The sequence below is a fragment of the Subtercola sp. PAMC28395 genome, assembly GCF_018889995.1.
In the GTDB taxonomy this organism is placed as follows: domain Bacteria; phylum Actinomycetota; class Actinomycetes; order Actinomycetales; family Microbacteriaceae; genus Subtercola.
This window is the reverse complement of record NZ_CP076547.1, coordinates 1,218,172-1,235,815: the sequence shown is the minus strand read 5'-3', so window position 1 is coordinate 1,235,815 and position 17,644 is coordinate 1,218,172. Positions and strand designations below refer to the sequence as shown.

Here is a 17,644-nt window from a genome sequence, read left to right as displayed (position 1 = left end):
TGTTTCGTCGCGAGGAGCCCAATCGGGGATGCTGTTTGCCGGGCGTGAATGGCCACGCCTTTGCTACATCGGGAGGAGCACAGCCGAAGCGACGCTCTATCTGCGGCGGATACGCTGAGCTCCGCCCAAAGTGTGGTGCGCGCTGACGGAGGTCACCGGGAGGCCGACACGGCAGGGCTCGAGCTAGTCGTTCTCCGAGGCCGCGAGGCGGTAGCCGATGCCGCGCACGGTTTCGATGAAGCGCGGGTTGGTGAGGCTGTCGGAGAGCTTGCGGCGGAGGTTCGCCATGTGCACCTCGATGGCGCGCTTGTCGCTCTCGCTCACGAAGTGGGCGGTGACGTAGGATTCGCCGCGCAGGAGAAGCGCGAGGTCGGCCTTGCTTCGCACGCGTCGCTGGCTGCTCATCAGTGCGTTCAGCAGGTCGAACTCGCTGCGGGTGAGTTCGACGACCGCGCCGTCTTTCTCAGCGAGACGCATCTCCTCGTTGACGTAGAGGCCGTTGTACTCGACCCAGCCGTCGTCGGAGGGGTAGCTGGTGTGCGCAGCCACGTCGGGGTCGACTGAGGGTGCCTGCTGCTGGCCGTAGGGCTGCCCGTATTGCTGCTGCTGGCCGTATTGCTGCTCGGCGGGCGGCTGCTGCTGCTGCTCGTAGTAGGCGGGGGCCGGGGCGGGTGGCTGCTGGCCGTAGTCGGGTCGTGGTGCCTGGGTGGGCTGCGCGTAGTTCGGAGGCGTCTGAGCCGGCGGCTGGCCGTAGTTCGGGGCCGGTGACTCCGCTGCGGGGGCGTACACCGGCTGTGAGGGCTGCGTAAGATTCGGTGCCGGAGCGAACGTCTGCGGCGCACCGACGGGCGGAGCAGCCTGGGCCGCGGCCTGCGAAGCCTCGTCGCCCACCATTGCACGCGGGCGACGCTGCATCGCTTCGATGCGGGCACGCAGTTCGCGCGGGCGGAACGGCTTGGTGAGGTAGTCGTCGGCGCCGGCCTCGAGGCCCTGCAGAGTGTCGATCTCGTCATCGCGGGCGGTGAGCATGATCAGGTAGGTGTTGCTGAAGGCACGGATGCGCTTCGCGGCCTCGAACCCGTCGATACCGGGCATGCTGACGTCGAGCGTGGTGATGATGGGCGAATACGCGCGCACCGCTTGCACCCCGTCGAGACCGTTGCCCGTGGCGACAGTCTCAAAACCAGCCTGCGTGAGGACTGTCTCGAGAAGATGCCTGATGTCGGCATCATCTTCGATAATGACAGCTACCCTGCGCTCCCCCGAAGTATCCATTGGGGTCATGCTACCAAACCCAGTGGCGGCTACTGTTACGGGTTCGACCGGCGCGCCCGGAGCCCATTCGCGGGGTGGTGGCGGCGACGCGGGGGGCTGCACGGGGAACTGCGTCGGGAACTGCGTCGAAGGCTGAGGCTGGCCCTGCCCTGGGGGTATGGCCGCGGGCGAAGCCGGGGACTGCTGGCTTGACGGCATCGGGAGCTGCCCGGGATTTGTCGGCGGTTGTGCCTGAAGGGGTTGCTGCTGCACTCTCGGCGGCACGACGTGCGGCAGAGGCGGAGTCACGGGCACAACCGGAGGGCGTGCTCCGGCTGGGTACCACGGTTCGGGCACAACGAGTGAGCGGAGCGGGCCGGCGGGTTCTGCCGCTTCCTCCGGCTTCTCAGGTTTGGCGGACTTGTCGGGCACGGCAGATTCGGCGAGCGCAGCGGGTTCGGTCTCCGCCGCGAGTTCGGTCTCCTCCGCGAGTTCGGTGAATTCCGCGAGCTCGGTGAAATCCGCAGCGTCGGCGGCCTCCGCATCGATCGGGAGCAGCGCTGGAGTTGGCTCTGCTTCAGGCTCTGCTTCAGGCTCCGACGGTGTTTCAGCCTCCGGCTCCAACGCAGCGAGAAGCTTTGAGCCAGTTTCCGGCCATGCTTCACCCCGCACAGTCGACTCGGCTTCAGATTCGTTGTCTGGCGAATCGGCCTCGACCGCGTGCGCGGTGGCTACGCCTGCTTCGAGTTCGGCGGCGTCGTCGGCCCCCGGGACTGCGTCGGCTTCCGGGACTGCTTCGGCTTCCGGGACGACTTCGGCTTCCGGCGCGGCCTCAGCGTCGGGCTCCGCCTCTGCTTTCGGCTCTGCTTTCGGCTCGGCTTCTGCGTCTGCGTCAGTCTCTGCTCTGGCGTCAGTGCCTGCTTCGCCGCCAGCCGCTGACTCGGTTTCAGACTCAGGTTCGGCTTCTACTTCTGCTTCCGGCTCTGTCTCGTCTTTTGCTTCCGGCTCGGGGGCTGCTTCTGATGCTGTTTCGAGCGCTGCGGCACGTTCGAGCTCAGCTGCTGAGGCATCCGGAGTCGCAGTCGACTCTGTCGGGACTTCAGTCGCGACGGCCGTCTCAGCAGCAGCGTCAGTGGCGTCGGGCTCGAGCGAATACGCTGAGTCGGGCGCGAGGGCCGGGCCGGGCATCCGGTCGCTCTTCGCTCTGCGCCGCCTGCGGATCAGCCAGGTGACAGCAAAACCGCTCGCCACAACGATGACCAAGCCAAGAGCCAGGCCACCGAGTGTGCCCCCGGGGAGGTCACCGAGCGGGGAGGTTACCAGCCGGCGTTCGACGCCAGCTCTCGCGCGCTTTGATCCCACCATTCACCAGCTGTTGGGCCGCCATTGCACGTTCCGTCGCTCTCACCCGGGGGCTTGATCCAGAGGTTCGCGTCTTGGTTCGTGGCGACATCCTGCTTCGAGGGAACGGCACCGAGGGCACGACCGGAGGGGTTGCACCACTCACCGTTCGACCCGCGGCCGTTGCGTGAGGTGTCGATCACGAAGTGTGCGCCTCCTGTGAGGGAACTGATGGTCTCAGCGTACGTCTGCTCGGCCGCTGTGTCGTTGTAGTTCGAGACATTCGTGGCGAATCCGCGAGCTTTTGTCACGCCGGCCTGGTTCAGGAGCGCGGCCATATCGGCAGCAGGGCCCCACTGCGAGTGGCCGGCGTCGATGTAGACCGTTGCACCGACCGGGGCGAAGATGTCGAGGTCGCTGCTGATCTCCTTCACCCGCTCGCTCACGTTGTTGCATTGCGTTGCGAGTGCCAGGGCATCGGGCTCGAGGATGATCACCGCATTCTGGTGCGTGATGCCTGCCGCGATCGCCTTCACCCAGAGCGGGTATTCGGTGGCCGAGAGCCCGCCGGCGGAGTGATTTCCGCAGTCGCGGTTCGGTACGCCGTAGACCGTGAAGATGGGCGTCTGGTTCGCGGCAGTGGCAGCTTTCTCGATTGCCGAGACGTAGGCGGTGATCTCGGCGGTCGAGTGCTTCTCGGGGGTGAGCCAGATCGCGGTGGGCTGGTCGGCAATGCGGCCGAACGTCGCGGCGTCGACGGAGTTGCCCTTCGAGGCTGCGGCAGCGGCGGCAATCGCAGCTTTCGCCTCGGGGTCGACGTAGAAGGTCTTGCCCTGCAGAGCGCCAGAGGCCGTCGAGGCAGCAGAAGTCGGCGAAGCGAGATTGGCGACGGCCGAGAGGATCACACCCAGGGCGACGATCGGAATGAACAGCGCAACGATGGCTGAGGCCAAGCCGACCCGGGACTTCGTCTCGCTGGACTGTCTCTCAGATGCGCTGATGATCGTGGCCTCTCCCCCGATGTGAACCCTTCGATTCAGCCTAAACTACGAAACTGTGTGCGGCGTTCTGTGTGGTTTGCGGTGGTGCTGCGCTGTTGTTGAGGTGAGGTACTGCGCTGTTGTTGCAGTGGTACCGTGGCCGGCGGTCGCGGGCAGTGGCGGGGTGGCCACGGCCGGTGGCACAGCGGCGACGGTGCGATGAGTGCGCTCAGGGCCGGTGGTCGCGCTGGGCTTTTGCGACCCAGCTGGCCACGATGGAGGTCGAGACCCGCAGCGTCTTGGCCACAGTGGTGATGGGCTTGCCGCCGTCGAGAACAGCCGACACGGCGAGTTCTTCGACCGTGCGGAAACGGCCCAGTGCTTCGCCGGTCGCTGCCGATGTCTTGGTGGTGGGCAGCTGCGGGGCGCTGGGAGGCGGAGGCGTGGTGCCAGCGCCTGCACCGCCTGTAGCGCCTGTAGCGCCTGCGGCTGACGACGTCGGGGCTGGGCGGCCAGCGGGGTAGGGGCGCCCAACCGGAAGCCTCGAGTTCGTGCGTGGGGCCGGTGGTCGCGGCGCTCCGGGGCGCGGCGCTCCCGGTCGGGGCGTTCCCGGCTGCGTTCCTGGCAGCTGCGGAACTCCCGCCTGACGCTCTCCGGCCTGGGAGGCGCCGGGTGTGCCAGGCTGGCCAGCCGACGATCCTGAAGTCGTGGGGTTCGCCGGCGCTGGCCGACCGATCGGAGGGCGAGCTACCGGGGGACGGCCCGCTGGAGGGACGCCCGACGGTGCTGCCGCCGGGGCAAACGGTTGCCCGGGGTAGGGCTGTGGAGGCGACGACTGTGGAGGAGACCACTGCGGGGGCGCTGCCTGTGGAGGAGGGCCCTGTGGAGGAGGGCCTTGTGGAGGAGTGGAACGTGGGGGCGCGGACTGGGGCGGGTACGCCTGCGGGGGGTACGCCTGTGGGGGAGGTGATTGGGATGGCTGAGACTGAGGCTCGCGGGTCGGAGTCGGCTGCGGCCCAGGGGTGCCATAGGTGTTCGGCCCGGTGCCATATGGGTCAGACTGCGCTGGACGCTGGGCTGCAGCTTCGTGACGCACGGGCTGCTGGCCCGGTGGAACCCACACTTCGGGCATCTCGAGGGAGGAACGTCGGGGCAGTGGCGCGCTCGGCACGCTTTCGCCCGGGAATTTCGAGGTGACGATCCTCGGCTTCACGTCGTGCCTGGAGGGGTGACGGTCGGCAGCCCCCGCATCGAAATCGCCGGGAAGGCTCGCCGTGCCCGCAGACCCCACGGTAGGCGAGCTGTCGTGCAAAGCGCTGCCGGTCATCCCGACACTGGCCAGGCTGGCACCGCCCGCACCCGCGCCCACAAGCTCCGACTCGAGCGACCCCTCGCCGGTGCGCTCGGCCAGGAGCCTTGACTCGTATTCTGCTTTCTCTGCTTTCGCGATGGCCAGGGTCGTCGATTCGACGAGTTCGCGGATCTTTCGCAGGCGCCTGGCCCTGGCAACCAGAAAGAAGACGCCGATGGCGGGAATGATGAGCAACAGGCCCCAGAGCAGGGCGAGGGGGTGATCTTCGGCCCAGGTCACGATCTGGGCTTTCTCTGACCATCCACTCGTGTCGTTGTTGTCGACCACGATCGTGCCGCTGCCGTCACCCTGGGCGATGGCGTTCGGGCCGCCGCCGGAGATCGTGTTGTGCTGCACCCAGCCCGAGACGATGGGGCCTTCGAGCACGATGCCATTGCCGTTGCCGTTGGTGACGTCGATCGTGTTGTGCTGGATGACGGCGGTCGAGTCGCGCACGAGCAGGGCATCCCCGCGCTGTGAGATCGTGGAGGTCAGAATCTTCACGCCTGTGGAGGAGTAGACGGCGACACCGCCGGCGCGGTTGCCGGTGACGGTGCTGCCGATGACCAGCGGGCCCGCTGAGTCGGCGACCGGGTACCCGCCGGGGTTCGGCCCGGATGCCCGGGCCTTGCCGTCGAACGTGAACCCGTACTGGCCGTTGTTGGTGATGGTCGCGATGTTCAGCATCACGTTCGAGCTGCCGGCCTGCGCTTCGATGCCGGTGCCACCGGAACCGTCGACCGTGGTGCGGATGACCGAGACGGCGTCAGAGGAGTTCGTGATCTCGATGCCGGTCTCGGTCGAGGTGCTGATGGAGGAGTCGGAGACAGTTGCGCCGGTGACAGAGGAGAGGAAGAGCCCGGTGTGCTGGTTCGTGACGACGGTGTGGTGGATGCTAGCGAGGGTCGGTGCCGTCGCCGTGCCCGTAGCGGCGAGCCCGCCAGTGCGCCCGCTGTAGAAGCCGAGGCTGTCGAGGGTGACGTAGTTGGTGGTGAGGGCGCCGTCATTCTGGCGGATGTACGCCCGCCCGTCGGTCTCGGTGGAGTCTGGTGCGCCAGCCGCGGGGTCTGCTGCGGGTGGCGCTGTGGCGGCGGGGGTCGCCGGAGTGGGATTCCACGACGTGATCGTCAGAGGGGCGGTTGCGTCACCGGCGAGCGTGAGGGCGCCGCCCCACGAGACGATGCTGGTGAATCCCGTGGGTGTGCTCAGCATGCGGAGCGTCTGGCCGGGAGCGGTGATGGTCAGCAGCACGCCGCGCTGGAGGAACACACTCGAGGTCAGCGAGACGATCGTGTCACTGACTCGAGTGGCGGCGCCGCGGGCGATCAGGTCGTCGAGGGAGTAGATCGTGAGCACCGCCTTCGGCTGCGCTTCGAGCACGACAGAGGGGGGCGGCGTTGGTTCCGCGGCCTGGTTGGCGCGGTCGACTGGGGTGAGGATCGGTTCGGCCGGATAGTTCGGGGCGGCGCCGGTCAGCGCCAGGTAGCTGATTCTCGCGTCTTCAGCCGCGACGAGTGCGGCCTGCGCCTGGTACGACTTCTCGAGGGGGCTGAGTTCGCCCGGGGCCTGGGGGGTCGGGTCTGCGGTGGATGCTGTGGTGGGTGCGGCTGCGCCCGCGGTGGTGGGCGTCGTGGCGGCAGCGGTGGGTGCGAGAACAGCGGGTGCGGCCGAGGCGGCCGGGCCGGTGGAGGAGGAGGCCGGGCCGGTGGAGGAGGGGTTGGGGGTGGCCGAGGCAGCAGCTTCAGAGGCCGCGGCTGCCGCAGCATCGGCGACCTGCGAGACGCTGGCGAACGTGCCCGCGAAGGCTCCGGCGCGGATGAGGGCCACGCCGACGAGGCCGAGGACGAGCACGGCAATCACGATCATCCGCACGATCGCGCGGGTGGGCCGACCGACCGTGTCACCGCGCTCTTCGTCGGTGAAGGCACCCTTTGAGCGACTTTTCGATGCTGATCGTGTGGACGATTTCGGCGACTGTTTCGCAGGAAGCTGCGAGGCCGGCTCCGAGGGGGGCGGAGAGGCCGGCTTCGGGGTTCGCTGCGGCGCGGACTCCGATGTGGATTCCGCGTCGTCACTCGCGGGAGGTTGCGCGCCCTTCTCGTCTTTCGCCATCAGCGTGCTGCCTTCTCGGCCGCGGATGCCTCGGGCAGCCGGTCGTGCTTACGCTCCGCACTCGCCGCCTCACCAGTCAGACCCTCGCCAGTCAGAACCTCGCCACTCTGGGCCTCACCCCGCGCGGCGTCGCCACCCGCAGCCTTGTCGCGGGGGGCGAGGCTCGCCTCAGTCTGGCCCTCGCCGCCGATCGAGTCGGCCGAGCGGGTGAGCCAGCCCTGTGTGTTCATGGTGAAGAGTGCATAGGTCTTGATGGGCAGTGCGATGAAGGCGGTGATGATGGTGACCAACGGCAGGAGCCAGATGTCTTCGGGGCGACGCCAGAGGTGCGAGATTCCGCGGATTCCGCGCCCGATGAACACCCAGAGCAGGGCAAAGACGATGGCGGGAATGGGGTTCGCCGACCAGGCCGCAGCGATCACGTAGACCACGGCGACGGCCATACTCACGGGCGTGAAGATGATCTGCATGATGGTGAGCTGGGAGATAAGAGGTACGCGCCAGATCCAGCCGGTGCGAATGGCAGTGAAGTAGCAGCGATAGGAGTTGCGACTCCAGCGCACACGCTGTTTGACGAAGGCGCGAAAGGTGTCGGGGAACATCGAGAGGGCCCTGGCGCTGTCTTGATGGGTCACGCGGTAGCCCTGCGAGAGCACGAGCCAGGTGAGGCGCCCGTCGTCGCCGGCAACACACTCGCGGCCCATGAAGATCTCGTGTTCGAGCTGGGGAAGCTTGGGCAGGATGATCGCCAGACGATACGCGCTGGTGCGACCTGAAGCGCAGACGATGCCGCCGAACCTACCCATTGCGGGGGCGTAGTCGTAGTACCGGAGGTCGATGATCCAGTCGGCGACGCGGCGCCAGACGCTCGATTTCGGTTGGTAGACGTTCTGGCGGGTGCTCACCGCACCGACGGCAGCGTCGATGAAGGGCATCTGGATGGCGTCGTGCATGCCGTCTTCCCACGCCGTGTCGGAGTCGACCAGTATGACGAGCTCGGTCTGGACGGCCCGGATGCCCTCACCCAATGCCGAGCGTTTTCCCCGGTGTTTGAACATGATGACGTCGACGTTGTGGTGTCCGAGTGCGTTGATGCGCTCTTCGGCCTCGAGGTCGGCCACGTCGAGAACGATGATGATGCGGGACGGGCCCTGTCGCCGCCAGGTCTCGAGGCAGCGCAGTAGCACGTTCGGGTCTTCGTGGAATGACGGCACCACCACGGTCGTGGCGGCCCGATAGTCGTTCACGACGGGCCGTGTTGTGGAGGAGAGGATCTTGCGCAGCAGCCAGAGGCTCCAGGAGATGATGCCGAAGACGCCGAACGGCAGCAACCACCAGAAGGTGTGCTGCGTGCCCCAGACCGCATTGGGAAGCAGGAGTACGTGGCTGGAGAAGGCGACGCTCGGGAGGACCAGTGCGTAGACCATCACGGCTCGCCCCACCCCCACACTTCGACCGGTTCCGGCGCCGTGAGCATCGGCACCCGTTCGCGCAGACACGAATGCGCGCCCACACTGCTGCGGTACCTCGAACCCACGGCTTGAACTGCCCGCGAAGATCGGGATCGCGGGATTTCTATAAACTGTAGTGGTGGGGACGACATCAGCGGTGCATTAGGCACGAGAGCACGTGACCGGGCGGTGAAGAGCTGGCGGGCATCCGGATGGCTGGCGCTCGGCCTCGCCACCATCGTGGTGCTCAGCGGGTGCTCGGCCAGCGTGACCACGTCGTCGGCACCACAACCCACAACGACCTCCGTTGCCGGTTGCCCGGCCGGGGAGCTACTGTCATCGTCTGACGAGTTGAGCTCCGCACTCGCTTCAGCACGACCCGGCACCGTTCTGCTTCTCGCGCCCGGCACCTACAGTGGGCACTTCACGGCAACGACTGCAGCGTCGGCGGCCTCCCCCATCACGCTCTGCGGCGACCGGAGCGCGGTGATCGACGGCGGCTCTCTCGATTCGGGCTCCGCGCTGCATCTCACCGGGGCGCAGTTCTGGCGCCTCATGGGCTTCTCTGTCAGCGGAGCCCAGAAGGGCATCCTGCTCGACAACTCATCGAACAACACCCTCTCGAACCTGTCGGTCACCTCGGTCGGCGACGAGGCGGTGCATCTGCGCCTGGGCAGCAGCGACAACCTCGTGCAGAACAACACGATCGGCCAGACCGGGCTCGCCGAGGCGAAGTTCGGCGAGGGCATCTACGTGGGAACGGCCCAGTCGAACTGGTGCACCCTCTCTCACTGCAACCCCGACCAGAGCGACCGCAACCGCCTGGTCGGCAATACGATTTCGGCGACAACCGCCGAGAACATCGACATCAAAGAGGGAACCACTGGTGGGCAGGTCACCGGCAACTCCTTCGACGGCAGCCGCGCGACCGAGGTGGATTCGCTCGTCGACGTCAAAGGCAACAACTGGATGATCGGCTCGAACACCGGCCGGAACTCCCCCGTCGACGGTGCACAGGTGCACGTCATCGTGGCACCGTGGGGCTCGAACAACACCTTCGCCGCGAACTCCTTCGCTGCAGCGTCGAACGGATTCGCGGTGAACATCGTCGGCGCTGCGAGAGACGCGGGCAACGTCGTGCTCTGTGACAACGTGGTCGTGGTGGAGGGCGCATCTATGCCCGCAACGGCATATGCCGATGGCGTCGATCCGCGGCTTAGCAACAAGAAATGCCAAAGAACGGCCTAAGAATCCCCCAGTTTTGGCAGGATGAGCCCGTTCGACCGGCGGCGACCAGCCGCCACGTGCAAAACTGACGTGCTCGCACGCCATACCCACGTGCGCAGCACACTCTTCTGCACATCACAGCACAGCAACACAGCAGCTCAGCAGCTCAGCAGCACAGCGCACCAAACAACACCACAGCACACCGAGCACCAGCCAGAGCACGGCTCCCTGCTCGGCCCGGCGCACCCGAGCGCCACCGCACCCCCGGCACCACCGGCACCTCAGAACACTCCTCAGCCAGCACAACCCGTACGAAAGTCTGCCCATGCGTAAATGGAAGTCCCGCCTCCTCGCCGCGATCGTGATCAGCGGCATGGCCGTCGTGAGCACCGGATGCTCCACCTTCGGTGGAATCCTCGGCGCAGCCCCCGGCGCGGCCAATGCCGCTGCGACCCCGGCGCCGACCCCCACGCCGTCGACCTCGCTCGCCTTCGACTCGGTGTTCACCGACTTCGGCTCAGTGCACCCGGTCGTACCCATCGGCGAAAACCTGGAGCTCCAGCTCGACATGTGGACAGAGCAGAAGACGCACGAGTGGTACACCACGGCGAACAAGAAGTTCTCGTTCGTGATCAGCGTGTTCGACCGCGCGGTTCCTGCTGAGGCCCCGTTCGCCCAGAAACGCCCGGTGTACATGTCGAACGTCACCGTGACCGCGACCACCAGTACGACGGGGGGAAGTTCTGCGACCCCGTTCGTGCTGAACCTCGACCCGGTGACAACCACACTCGACCCGGAAGCCCTGCGTTCAGACGCCGGCCTTCTCGTCACATCGCCGAAGGGTGGGTTCCAGCTCGAGGGCAACACCATCGGCGTTCTGACCGACGACACCTACGGCCTCGTGCTCGACTTCTCGATGACGATCACGGTCGATGCCATCGGCGGCGTCGGCGGCAGCGCAGCAGGAACCCGCTCGGTCGTGCACCAGCCGATCCGTGTCGCGATCTTCCAGCCGCCCGCCCCGACCACCATCGAGGGCAAGGTCCAGTAGAGCCCTCCCCGCGACCGGCAACAGCGGCGGCGGGTGTTCGTTCGAGCGCCCACTCGACTTTCGTCGGAACACAGCGCACGCGAGCCCGCATTGGCGCCGGTGTCGCGATTCTCCGCCGGAAGTCAAGTGCAGACCGGCAGCACGAGCGCCGTCGAGCAGGAGTCAGCTCAGGTAGCCGTCTTCGGCGGCCCTGCGAATGAGGGTCTCCCGATCATCCGCCGGCCTGCCCACGGTCTCGTAGGCAGCACGCATTCGCTCGAGGGCCTTGCGCACGGTCTCTGCGCGGATGTTCTGCATCATTGCGACCTCGACCGGGTTGTGGCCGTTGGCGTAGAGGTTCAGGATCGCGATGTCTTTGTCGCTGAAACGCGGCGGGCGCGGCAGAGCGGGCGGCGATGGGGCCAGCGTTGCGGGCGGCTGCAACGCAGACTGAAGTTGAGTCTGCGACTGCGCCCCTGCGTTCACCCCTGCCATGCCCGCGGGGGCCTCGCCCTGGCCGCCTGACGCCGGCTTCGAACCCCAGGACGGCGTGTATTCCCAGGCGGGCGGAGGGGTGACTGAGTCCCGCACGGCGGCGAGAAGTTCAGCGGCGGGCTGCGATTTCGACACGAAACGCGAAGCCCCTGCGTTCAGGATGCGGCCGATCTCGGCCGTGCTGGTGACGGCGCTCATCACCACGACAGCCGCGCCGGCCGCCTTGCAGAGGCCGACGCGGGACTCGATGGTGAGCGGTTCGACCAGCTGGAAGTCCATGAGCACGACGTCAGGTGGGAAAGCAGGGTGGCGAATGAGCTCAGACCACGCCGAAACGGAGATGACGAGGTCGAAATCGGGAGCGTTGGCGGCGAACCAGGTCGACAGGCCGTCGAGAACCAGGTTGTGGTCGTCGATGATCGCCAGGCGTTTGCGCTTCTCAGTCATGTTGCCACGTCATGTTGACAGTAGCTTATGCGTTAACGCAACCGATCCCACGGTCGATGGATGCTCGGCCGCCGCTCTCCGTGCGCTCCGGCTGCCCGGTCCCCGCTGATGCTCAGCGTGCCTTGGGCGCAGGGGGCACCAGGGCGACCGTGCCGTGCCGGTTCAAGCGGTCGACGACCTGCTCGTAGGTCGCAGGCACGCCGTAGTAGTAGCCCTGGGCGTTGCGAACGCCGACGCGGCGGAGGATCTCTGCTGTCTCCTTCGACTCGATGCCCTCGACGATGGTGAGGTAGTCGGTGGAGTCGCTGAAGCTCTGCAGTGCCTTGACGACCTCGCGCTGGCGATAGTCGTCGAGGTCGTCGATCAGGCTGCGGTCGAGCTTGATGATGTCCATCGGGATGCGCACGAGCGAGCCGACCGAGGAGTTCTCCGAGCCGTAGTCGTCGATCGCGATGAGGATGCCGTGATCTCTGAGCGCCTGGGATTGCCTGCGCAGATCGTCGGTGACGTACCGTAGCGAACGCTCATTGAGTTCGAGACACAGCGAGATGGAGGGGTAGCGGTCGGCGAGGTTCTTCGCGAACAGCCCGAGGTGATCATCCGTGATCTGCCCGACCTCGAGGTTGACCGTCATGGTCGCGATGGAGGGCTCGATGAGCTGGATGGCCCTTGCCGCGGTCATCGCTTTCGACATGACCTGGCGGGTGAGCTCATCCATGCGCCCGAAGCTCTTCGCACGCTCGACGAGTGCGCCCGGCGAGATGGCGCCGAGGTCGGGGTCGGTGAGACGAACCAGTGCCTCATAACCCCAGATGCGGTTCTCGATCATGTTGACGATCGGCTGGAAGACGACGGTCAGCTTCTCGTTGTCGATGGCGTCGGCAACGATGTCATTGATTCGGGCCGAGCGGTGGGGAGAGATGTTGATGGTGCTCTCGGAGCTGGGGCCGCCCTGGCGGCGCGACTTCTTCACGGCGAGCATGCTGCTGTCGGCGTCGATGACCAGCTGGTTCGGGTCGGTCTCGCGGTGGGCGGAGAACGCGAGGCCCACGCTGAGGATCGGCCGCAGCTCGGTGTCTTCGTAGAAGATCGGGCTGCCGGCAGCTGCTGTGATGCGCTCGGCGAGCTCTTTCGCCTCGAGCAGGGTGCGGAGTTCGGTGAGTACGACGACGAATTCGTCGCCGCCGACACGGGCCACGACGTCGCCCGGGCGGGCGGCATCGCGAAGTCGATCGGCGATGGCGATGAGCATGACATCGCCGACGTGGTGCCCGCGTCGGTCGTTGAGCTGTTTGAAGCTGTCGAGGTCGATGAAGAGCACGGCGATCGCGCCGGAGTACGAGCGTTCTTCGTTCGCCTTCGCCAGTGCGGTGCGAAACGCGCTGTAGTTGGGCAAGCCCGTAAGGGAGTCGCTGTTGGCCCGCAGAACGAGGTCTGCCATGTCTTCGGTGACGCGCGCAGCCTCGGTCGCGAGGTGCGCGAGGGCTTCGAGAGCGCGCTCATCGTCGCGGGCGAACGGCACAGCGCTCACCTCGCGCGAGGCGACGAGATAGGCCTCCTGGTCTGGGGCAAGCCGCACGGAATAGCCGATCTCGTTGTGACCCGGTTTTGTTGCACGCACATCGACGTGGTCGGCGACGATGGTGTTGTTGACCATCTCGACGGCTATCGCCTCCAGCCCGCGGCTGGTGTCCCACGGCAGGCGAAGCGCTGCGTCGGTCAGCCCCTTCAGGCGGCGGCGAAGCGCACGCTGCTGCCGCCATTTCGAGGCGAGAAAGAGAATCGCGCCGGCGAGCAGAATGATCCCCGCGGCGCGATGCGTCTGGTTCACTTCGACGAGCAGCACGTAGAGCGACGAGTAGATGTATCCGATTGCCAGGGCAAGGGCACTGATCGCGAATAACACACCGAGCAGGCGCCTGGAACTGAACCCAGAGACTCCGAAGGTGTGCTGAATGCTCCATCGACCCTTCTGCCGGGCGAACTCGATTCCGAGTATCACGGTCAGATAGGCCGCCGTCGCAAGCGGAATGTAGGCGACGGGCCAGACATCAGCACCGGCGAGCGTCTTGACCACAGCGACCCAGGTCGTGGCGCCGAGGGCGGCAAGGCCGCTGCCGTAGAGGGAGAGGCTGGGATTGCGGGAGTTCAGCAGGAGGCCGAAGAAGAAGCCCAGGGTCCAGACAGCGATGGAGAGAAAGAACTGGTTGGCGTAATCGACCGTCACGAGCAGCGAGACCGCGAGGCTCACGGATGGCAGGGAGGCGAGGCGGCCGACGCTCAGCCTGAAGTCGGTGACCAGGAGGGTACTGACGAAGAGCGCCAGGAAGTACGCGAGGTCGGCTGGCGCTGCGACGTCGCTCGGGAGGTCAGAGAAGACGAGTTTTGCGGCGTTCAGTGCGCCGAGTACCAGCACGGCCACAACCGCTGCGGAGACGGGCCAGAAGTACGCCCGGCCGATCTGCAGGGGAACCAGGACTCCGGCGACGCGGATCTCGGACCAGACGGAGTGCACGGGTTCGGGAAGCACCGGCGGGTCGTGGTCGGGGAGGTCGGCGGGGTCTGGAGCGTCGGGGAATGGAGCGTCGGGGTCTGGAGCGTCGGGGTCTGGAGCGTCGGGGTCTGGAGCGTCGGACGATGCCAGGTCGGTTACGCTCGGTCCGGAGTCGCTCAGGTCGTATACGCTCGAGCCGGCCACACTCGAGACTGCTGGGGGCTTCAGAAGGTTCGGCTCCCGAAAATAGCTCTCGTCACCCGTGTCGGGGACGGAGTCTTCGCCTACTCGGCTGCCCGGCATGGGGTTCGGTACGAGATGGTGCAGGAGGTGCGGCGGCGTGCACGAGCATCGGGGAATTCACGATCGGCCAGCACTCGCGCGAGGGCGTGAGGGCGTGACGGGAGCGGGGGCTGTGAACTCACGGTAACAATGTACCGCTTGGCACCCTCCAGCCGAGTCGTTTGGCCGTTCTGGAGCGCTGGACTGGCGGGAGGCGCGGATTCTGGGGCGGCGTTGGTCTGACAGATGGTGATGGGCCGGTGGGAGTGTGGGCTGGGGGGACCGTGGGCTGGGTGGAGCGTGGGCTGAGGGGTGAGTCAGTGGAGCGCGCTGGACTCGTTCGGGGTGCTGGACTGGCGGTGCGTCTCGCAGATCTGCTGGGGAGGCAGGACGATGAGCCGCGCCGAAGGTTTTCGAAGGCTTTCGTGCGCGGAACAGAGAGTGAGAGCGCGCCCGACGAAGAGTCCGAGTGCCAGCGCCACAGCGAACCACGCCGTGATCACGATGATGACCCAGACGGCGAGAGCGGCCGCGGTGTCGGCAAGCGGGCGGAGGGTCTGATCATCCATGACCCGAACAGTATAACTGATTAAAACTCAGAATGTGTCCTGTGGTGTGATCTCCGGCGGGAGAGCGTCAAACGGCCCGTGTGCGGGCGCACCCAGCGGTCTAGACCGAGAGTGCGGGCTCCACCGATGCTGCGGCTGCAGCGGCCGACGCACCCGAGACAGCAACAGCAGCACGTGCGGCGAAGATCTCGGCGATCTGCACCGCGTTGAGCGCGGCACCCTTCCGCAGGTTGTCGTTGCTGATGAACAGAGCAAGGCCCCGGCCATTCGGCACACCTTCGTCTGTGCGGATGCGACCGACGTAGCTGGGGTCGGTTCCGGCTGCTTCGAGGGGGGTCGGAACATCCGTCACCTGCACGCCCGGCGCAGTCGACAGGAGCTCGAGGGCGCGCTCTGGGCTGAGCGGGCGGGCGAATTCGGCGTTGATCGAGAGGGAGTGGCCGGTGAAGACGGGCACGCGAACGCAGGTGCCGCTGACGAGGAGCTCGGGCAGTTCGAGGATCTTACGGCTCTCGTTGCGCAGCTTCTTCTCTTCGTCGGTCTCATTCAGGCCGTCGTCGACGAGGTTGCCGGCGAAGGGGATGACGTCGAAGGCGATGGGGCGCACGTACTTGACGGGTGCGGGGAACGTGACGGCGGCCCCGTCGTGCACGAGGTCGAGCACGTTGCCCTGGGCGATGGCCGAGGCGGCCTGGGTGGCAAGCTCTTCAGCGCCGGCGAGACCGCTGCCCGAGACGGCCTGGTAGGTGCTGACGATGAGGCGTTCGAGGCCGGCTTCGGCGTGCAGCACTTTGAGCACAGGCATGGCGGCCATGGTGGTGCAGTTCGGGTTGGCGATGATGCCCTTGCGTGCTTCGTCGATCGCGTGCGGGTTGACCTCGCTGACGACGAGGGGGACGTCGGGGTCCATGCGCCACGCGCTGGAGTTGTCGATGACGGTGACGCCGGCCGCGGCGAACTTCGGGGCCAGGGCGCGCGAGCCGGTGGCCCCTGCGGAGAAGAGGGCGATGTCGAGTCCGGTGGGGTCGGCAGTGGAGGCGTCTTCGACGACGATCTCTTCGCCGCGGAACGTCAGGGTCGACCCAGCGGAGCGAGCGCTGGCGAAGAACCGGATGCTCTTGATTGGGAATTGGCGATCATCCAGCAGCTGGCGCATGACCTTGCCGACCTGGCCCGTGGCGCCGACGACGCCGACGTTGAGGCCCGGGGTGGAGGTGCCGGGGGTGACGGTGGCTGATGCGGGGGTCTGGGCTGAATCGCTCACTGCTGTTCCATCTGTTCGGGTTTGTCTGTTCCGGTTTGTCTGCTCGGGTTTGTCTTCTCGAGTTTGTCTGCTCGAGTTTGTCTGCTCGAGTTTGTCTGCTCGAGTTTGTCTGCTCGAGTTTGTCTGCTCGAGTTTGTCTGCTCGAGTTTGTCTGCTCACGTACACGAACTCCCCACTTTATCAACCCAAGCTGTCTCACCCTGCCCTTAGGTGTACCAACTTCTCACGCCATGCCTAGGCCGGAACTGCAGAAGCTGTGACACCGAACTGTCCTACACAGGCAAGCGGGTCGGGGAGCTGTCCACCGAAGGGAGGCGGCGCGTCGTGAGGGTGAGTGACGGGCCGGATGCTCGAACCATGCGTGTTCCCAGCAGACTCCCCCGCGAGCTCAACGGCCGCGAGAGCTTTCGAGTGTCAGACGGTCTCGTGCTCGGTGTGACCGCCGGGCGTCTGCGCAGTTCAGATCTCGAAGCACCGTTCTGGGGGATTCGAAGCTCCTCCAGCCCGTCGACGATCGATGCGCTGTGCTCGGCATACTCCCACAGGATGCCCGAACGGGCGTTCTTCTGCCACCAGACCGCGACTCAGCTTCTCGGCTGCCCCCTTCCTCTGAGGCTCTCGGACCTGCTTCCTCTACACCTCGGAGTGATCGCTGGAGACGCCCCGGTGCGAGCTCAGAAGATCATCACGCACCGACTGAACGTGGCAGCATCCGACCTCCGTCTCGTCGAGGGACACCGGGTTCTGAGACCGGCACGGCTGTGGTGTCAGCTTGCGGGCGAACTTGATCTGAAGGAACTGGTAGCAGCGGGCGATTTCTTCGTCGCGCGTCGGGCTCGACTGTGCTCTGTGGCTGACCTGACCCGGACTTTCAACGGCTTCGACAGGCTTCGCGGGGCGGAGACCGTTCGGGCTGCGCTCGACTTGATCAGCGAACGGGCTGAATCGCCCCAGGAATCACACCTGCGCGTCGCCTTTGCCCGTGCCGGGTTCCCTGCCCCAGAGGTGAACGAGGATGTTTTCGACGAGAGAGGGCTGTTCGTCGCACGCCCCGATCTCCGCTTCAGCACGTTCGGAATCTGCGTCGAATACGAGGGGGACGGGCATCGGGTGTCGATGTCTCAGTGGCGGCACGACGTCACCCGCACCCGGCGTCTCGAAGAACTCGGCTGGCGTGTCTTTCGGGTGACCGGGGCAGATTCCGCGGACCAGTTCAGCCTGCTCGTCACACAGCTCGCGCGCGTTCTGTGCGAGCGCGGTTGGCGCGGCCCCGACGAGGTCCAACGTAAGAAGTACCAACTTCTGCTGACAGAGCGCCGCTGAGGCAGCAGAAGTTGGTACTCCTAT

At 66.3% G+C, this 17,644-nt stretch carries 11 protein-coding genes; 3 read left to right on the top strand and 8 right to left on the bottom strand.

All coding sequences use genetic code 11. From position 1 onward, the window contains the following. Window positions 1-183: 183 nt before the first annotated feature. The 4 genes from KPL76_RS14935 to KPL76_RS05735 all read right to left on the bottom strand — a co-directional run bounded on the left by KPL76_RS14935 (window position 184) and on the right by KPL76_RS05735 (window position 8,537). Complete coding sequence (locus KPL76_RS14935) at window positions 184-2,619, bottom strand: response regulator (protein WP_371733943.1); 2,436 nt, start codon at window positions 2,617-2,619, stop codon at window positions 184-186. Next, a complete protein-coding gene (locus KPL76_RS05745; RefSeq protein ID WP_216335509.1) occupies window positions 2,571-3,548 on the bottom strand; it encodes a glycoside hydrolase family 6 protein in 978 nt (325 codons plus the stop codon). Before KPL76_RS05745 ends, KPL76_RS14935 begins: the two co-directional genes overlap by 49 nt. A 256-nt stretch (window positions 3,549-3,804) precedes the next feature. Beyond that, window positions 3,805-7,038: a right-handed parallel beta-helix repeat-containing protein gene (locus KPL76_RS05740; protein WP_216335508.1), complete on the bottom strand. Its 3,234-nt coding sequence runs from the start codon at window positions 7,036-7,038 to the stop codon at window positions 3,805-3,807. Then, window positions 7,038-8,537 (bottom strand): glycosyltransferase, encoded by a 1,500-nt coding sequence (locus tag KPL76_RS05735; protein WP_253202197.1) that lies wholly within the window; start codon window positions 8,535-8,537, stop codon window positions 7,038-7,040. The genes KPL76_RS05740 and KPL76_RS05735 overlap by 1 nt, the downstream gene beginning before the upstream one ends. A gap of 141 nt (window positions 8,538-8,678) precedes the next feature. Here KPL76_RS05735 and KPL76_RS05730 point away from each other — a divergent pair, with 141 nt between their 5' ends. Both KPL76_RS05730 and KPL76_RS05725 read left to right on the top strand, forming a co-directional pair. After that, window positions 8,679-9,737 carry a right-handed parallel beta-helix repeat-containing protein gene (locus KPL76_RS05730; RefSeq protein ID WP_216335507.1) on the top strand — a complete coding sequence of 353 codons (1,059 nt, stop codon included), beginning with the start codon at window positions 8,679-8,681 and terminating at the stop codon, window positions 9,735-9,737. 304 nt (window positions 9,738-10,041) lie between these two features. Then, complete coding sequence (locus KPL76_RS05725; RefSeq protein WP_216335506.1) at window positions 10,042-10,767, top strand: hypothetical protein; 726 nt, start codon at window positions 10,042-10,044, stop codon at window positions 10,765-10,767. 162 nt (window positions 10,768-10,929) lie between these two features. Here KPL76_RS05725 and KPL76_RS05720 read toward each other — a convergent pair whose 3' ends face one another. The 4 genes from KPL76_RS05720 to KPL76_RS05705 all read right to left on the bottom strand — a co-directional run bounded on the left by KPL76_RS05720 (window position 10,930) and on the right by KPL76_RS05705 (window position 16,297). Beyond that, on the bottom strand, window positions 10,930-11,688 hold the full coding sequence (locus KPL76_RS05720) for a response regulator (RefSeq protein WP_216335505.1): 759 nt from the start codon (window positions 11,686-11,688) through the stop codon (window positions 10,930-10,932). Between the two features lie 112 nt (window positions 11,689-11,800). Then, on the bottom strand, window positions 11,801-14,485 hold the full coding sequence (locus KPL76_RS05715) for a bifunctional diguanylate cyclase/phosphodiesterase (RefSeq protein WP_216335504.1): 2,685 nt from the start codon (window positions 14,483-14,485) through the stop codon (window positions 11,801-11,803). A gap of 296 nt (window positions 14,486-14,781) precedes the next feature. Further along, window positions 14,782-15,033 (bottom strand): hypothetical protein, encoded by a 252-nt coding sequence (locus tag KPL76_RS05710; protein ID WP_216335503.1) that lies wholly within the window; start codon window positions 15,031-15,033, stop codon window positions 14,782-14,784. Window positions 15,034-15,133: 100 nt separating this feature from the next. Continuing rightward, window positions 15,134-16,297 (bottom strand): aspartate-semialdehyde dehydrogenase, encoded by a 1,164-nt coding sequence (locus KPL76_RS05705; RefSeq protein ID WP_216335502.1) that lies wholly within the window; start codon window positions 16,295-16,297, stop codon window positions 15,134-15,136. Window positions 16,298-16,654: 357 nt separating this feature from the next. Between KPL76_RS05705 and KPL76_RS05700 the strand changes: the two genes are divergently transcribed. Continuing rightward, window positions 16,655-17,620, top strand: a complete 966-nt coding sequence (locus KPL76_RS05700; protein ID WP_216335501.1) for a hypothetical protein — start codon at window positions 16,655-16,657, stop codon at window positions 17,618-17,620. Window positions 17,621-17,644 lie beyond the last annotated feature (24 nt).

Coding starts and splice junctions, on each gene's coding strand:
- KPL76_RS14935 (WP_371733943.1), bottom strand. CDS start 2,619: ATGGTGGGATCAAAGCGCGCGAGAGCTGGCGTCGAACGCCGGCTGGTA.
- KPL76_RS05740 (WP_216335508.1), bottom strand. CDS start 7,038: ATGGCGAAAGACGAGAAGGGCGCGCAACCTCCCGCGAGTGACGACGCG.
- KPL76_RS05725 (WP_216335506.1), top strand. CDS start 10,042: ATGCGTAAATGGAAGTCCCGCCTCCTCGCCGCGATCGTGATCAGCGGC.
- KPL76_RS05720 (WP_216335505.1), bottom strand. CDS start 11,688: ATGACTGAGAAGCGCAAACGCCTGGCGATCATCGACGACCACAACCTG.
- KPL76_RS05715 (WP_216335504.1), bottom strand. CDS start 14,485: ATGCCGGGCAGCCGAGTAGGCGAAGACTCCGTCCCCGACACGGGTGAC.
- KPL76_RS05710 (WP_216335503.1), bottom strand. CDS start 15,033: ATGGATGATCAGACCCTCCGCCCGCTTGCCGACACCGCGGCCGCTCTC.
- KPL76_RS05700 (WP_216335501.1), top strand. CDS start 16,655: ATGCGTGTTCCCAGCAGACTCCCCCGCGAGCTCAACGGCCGCGAGAGC.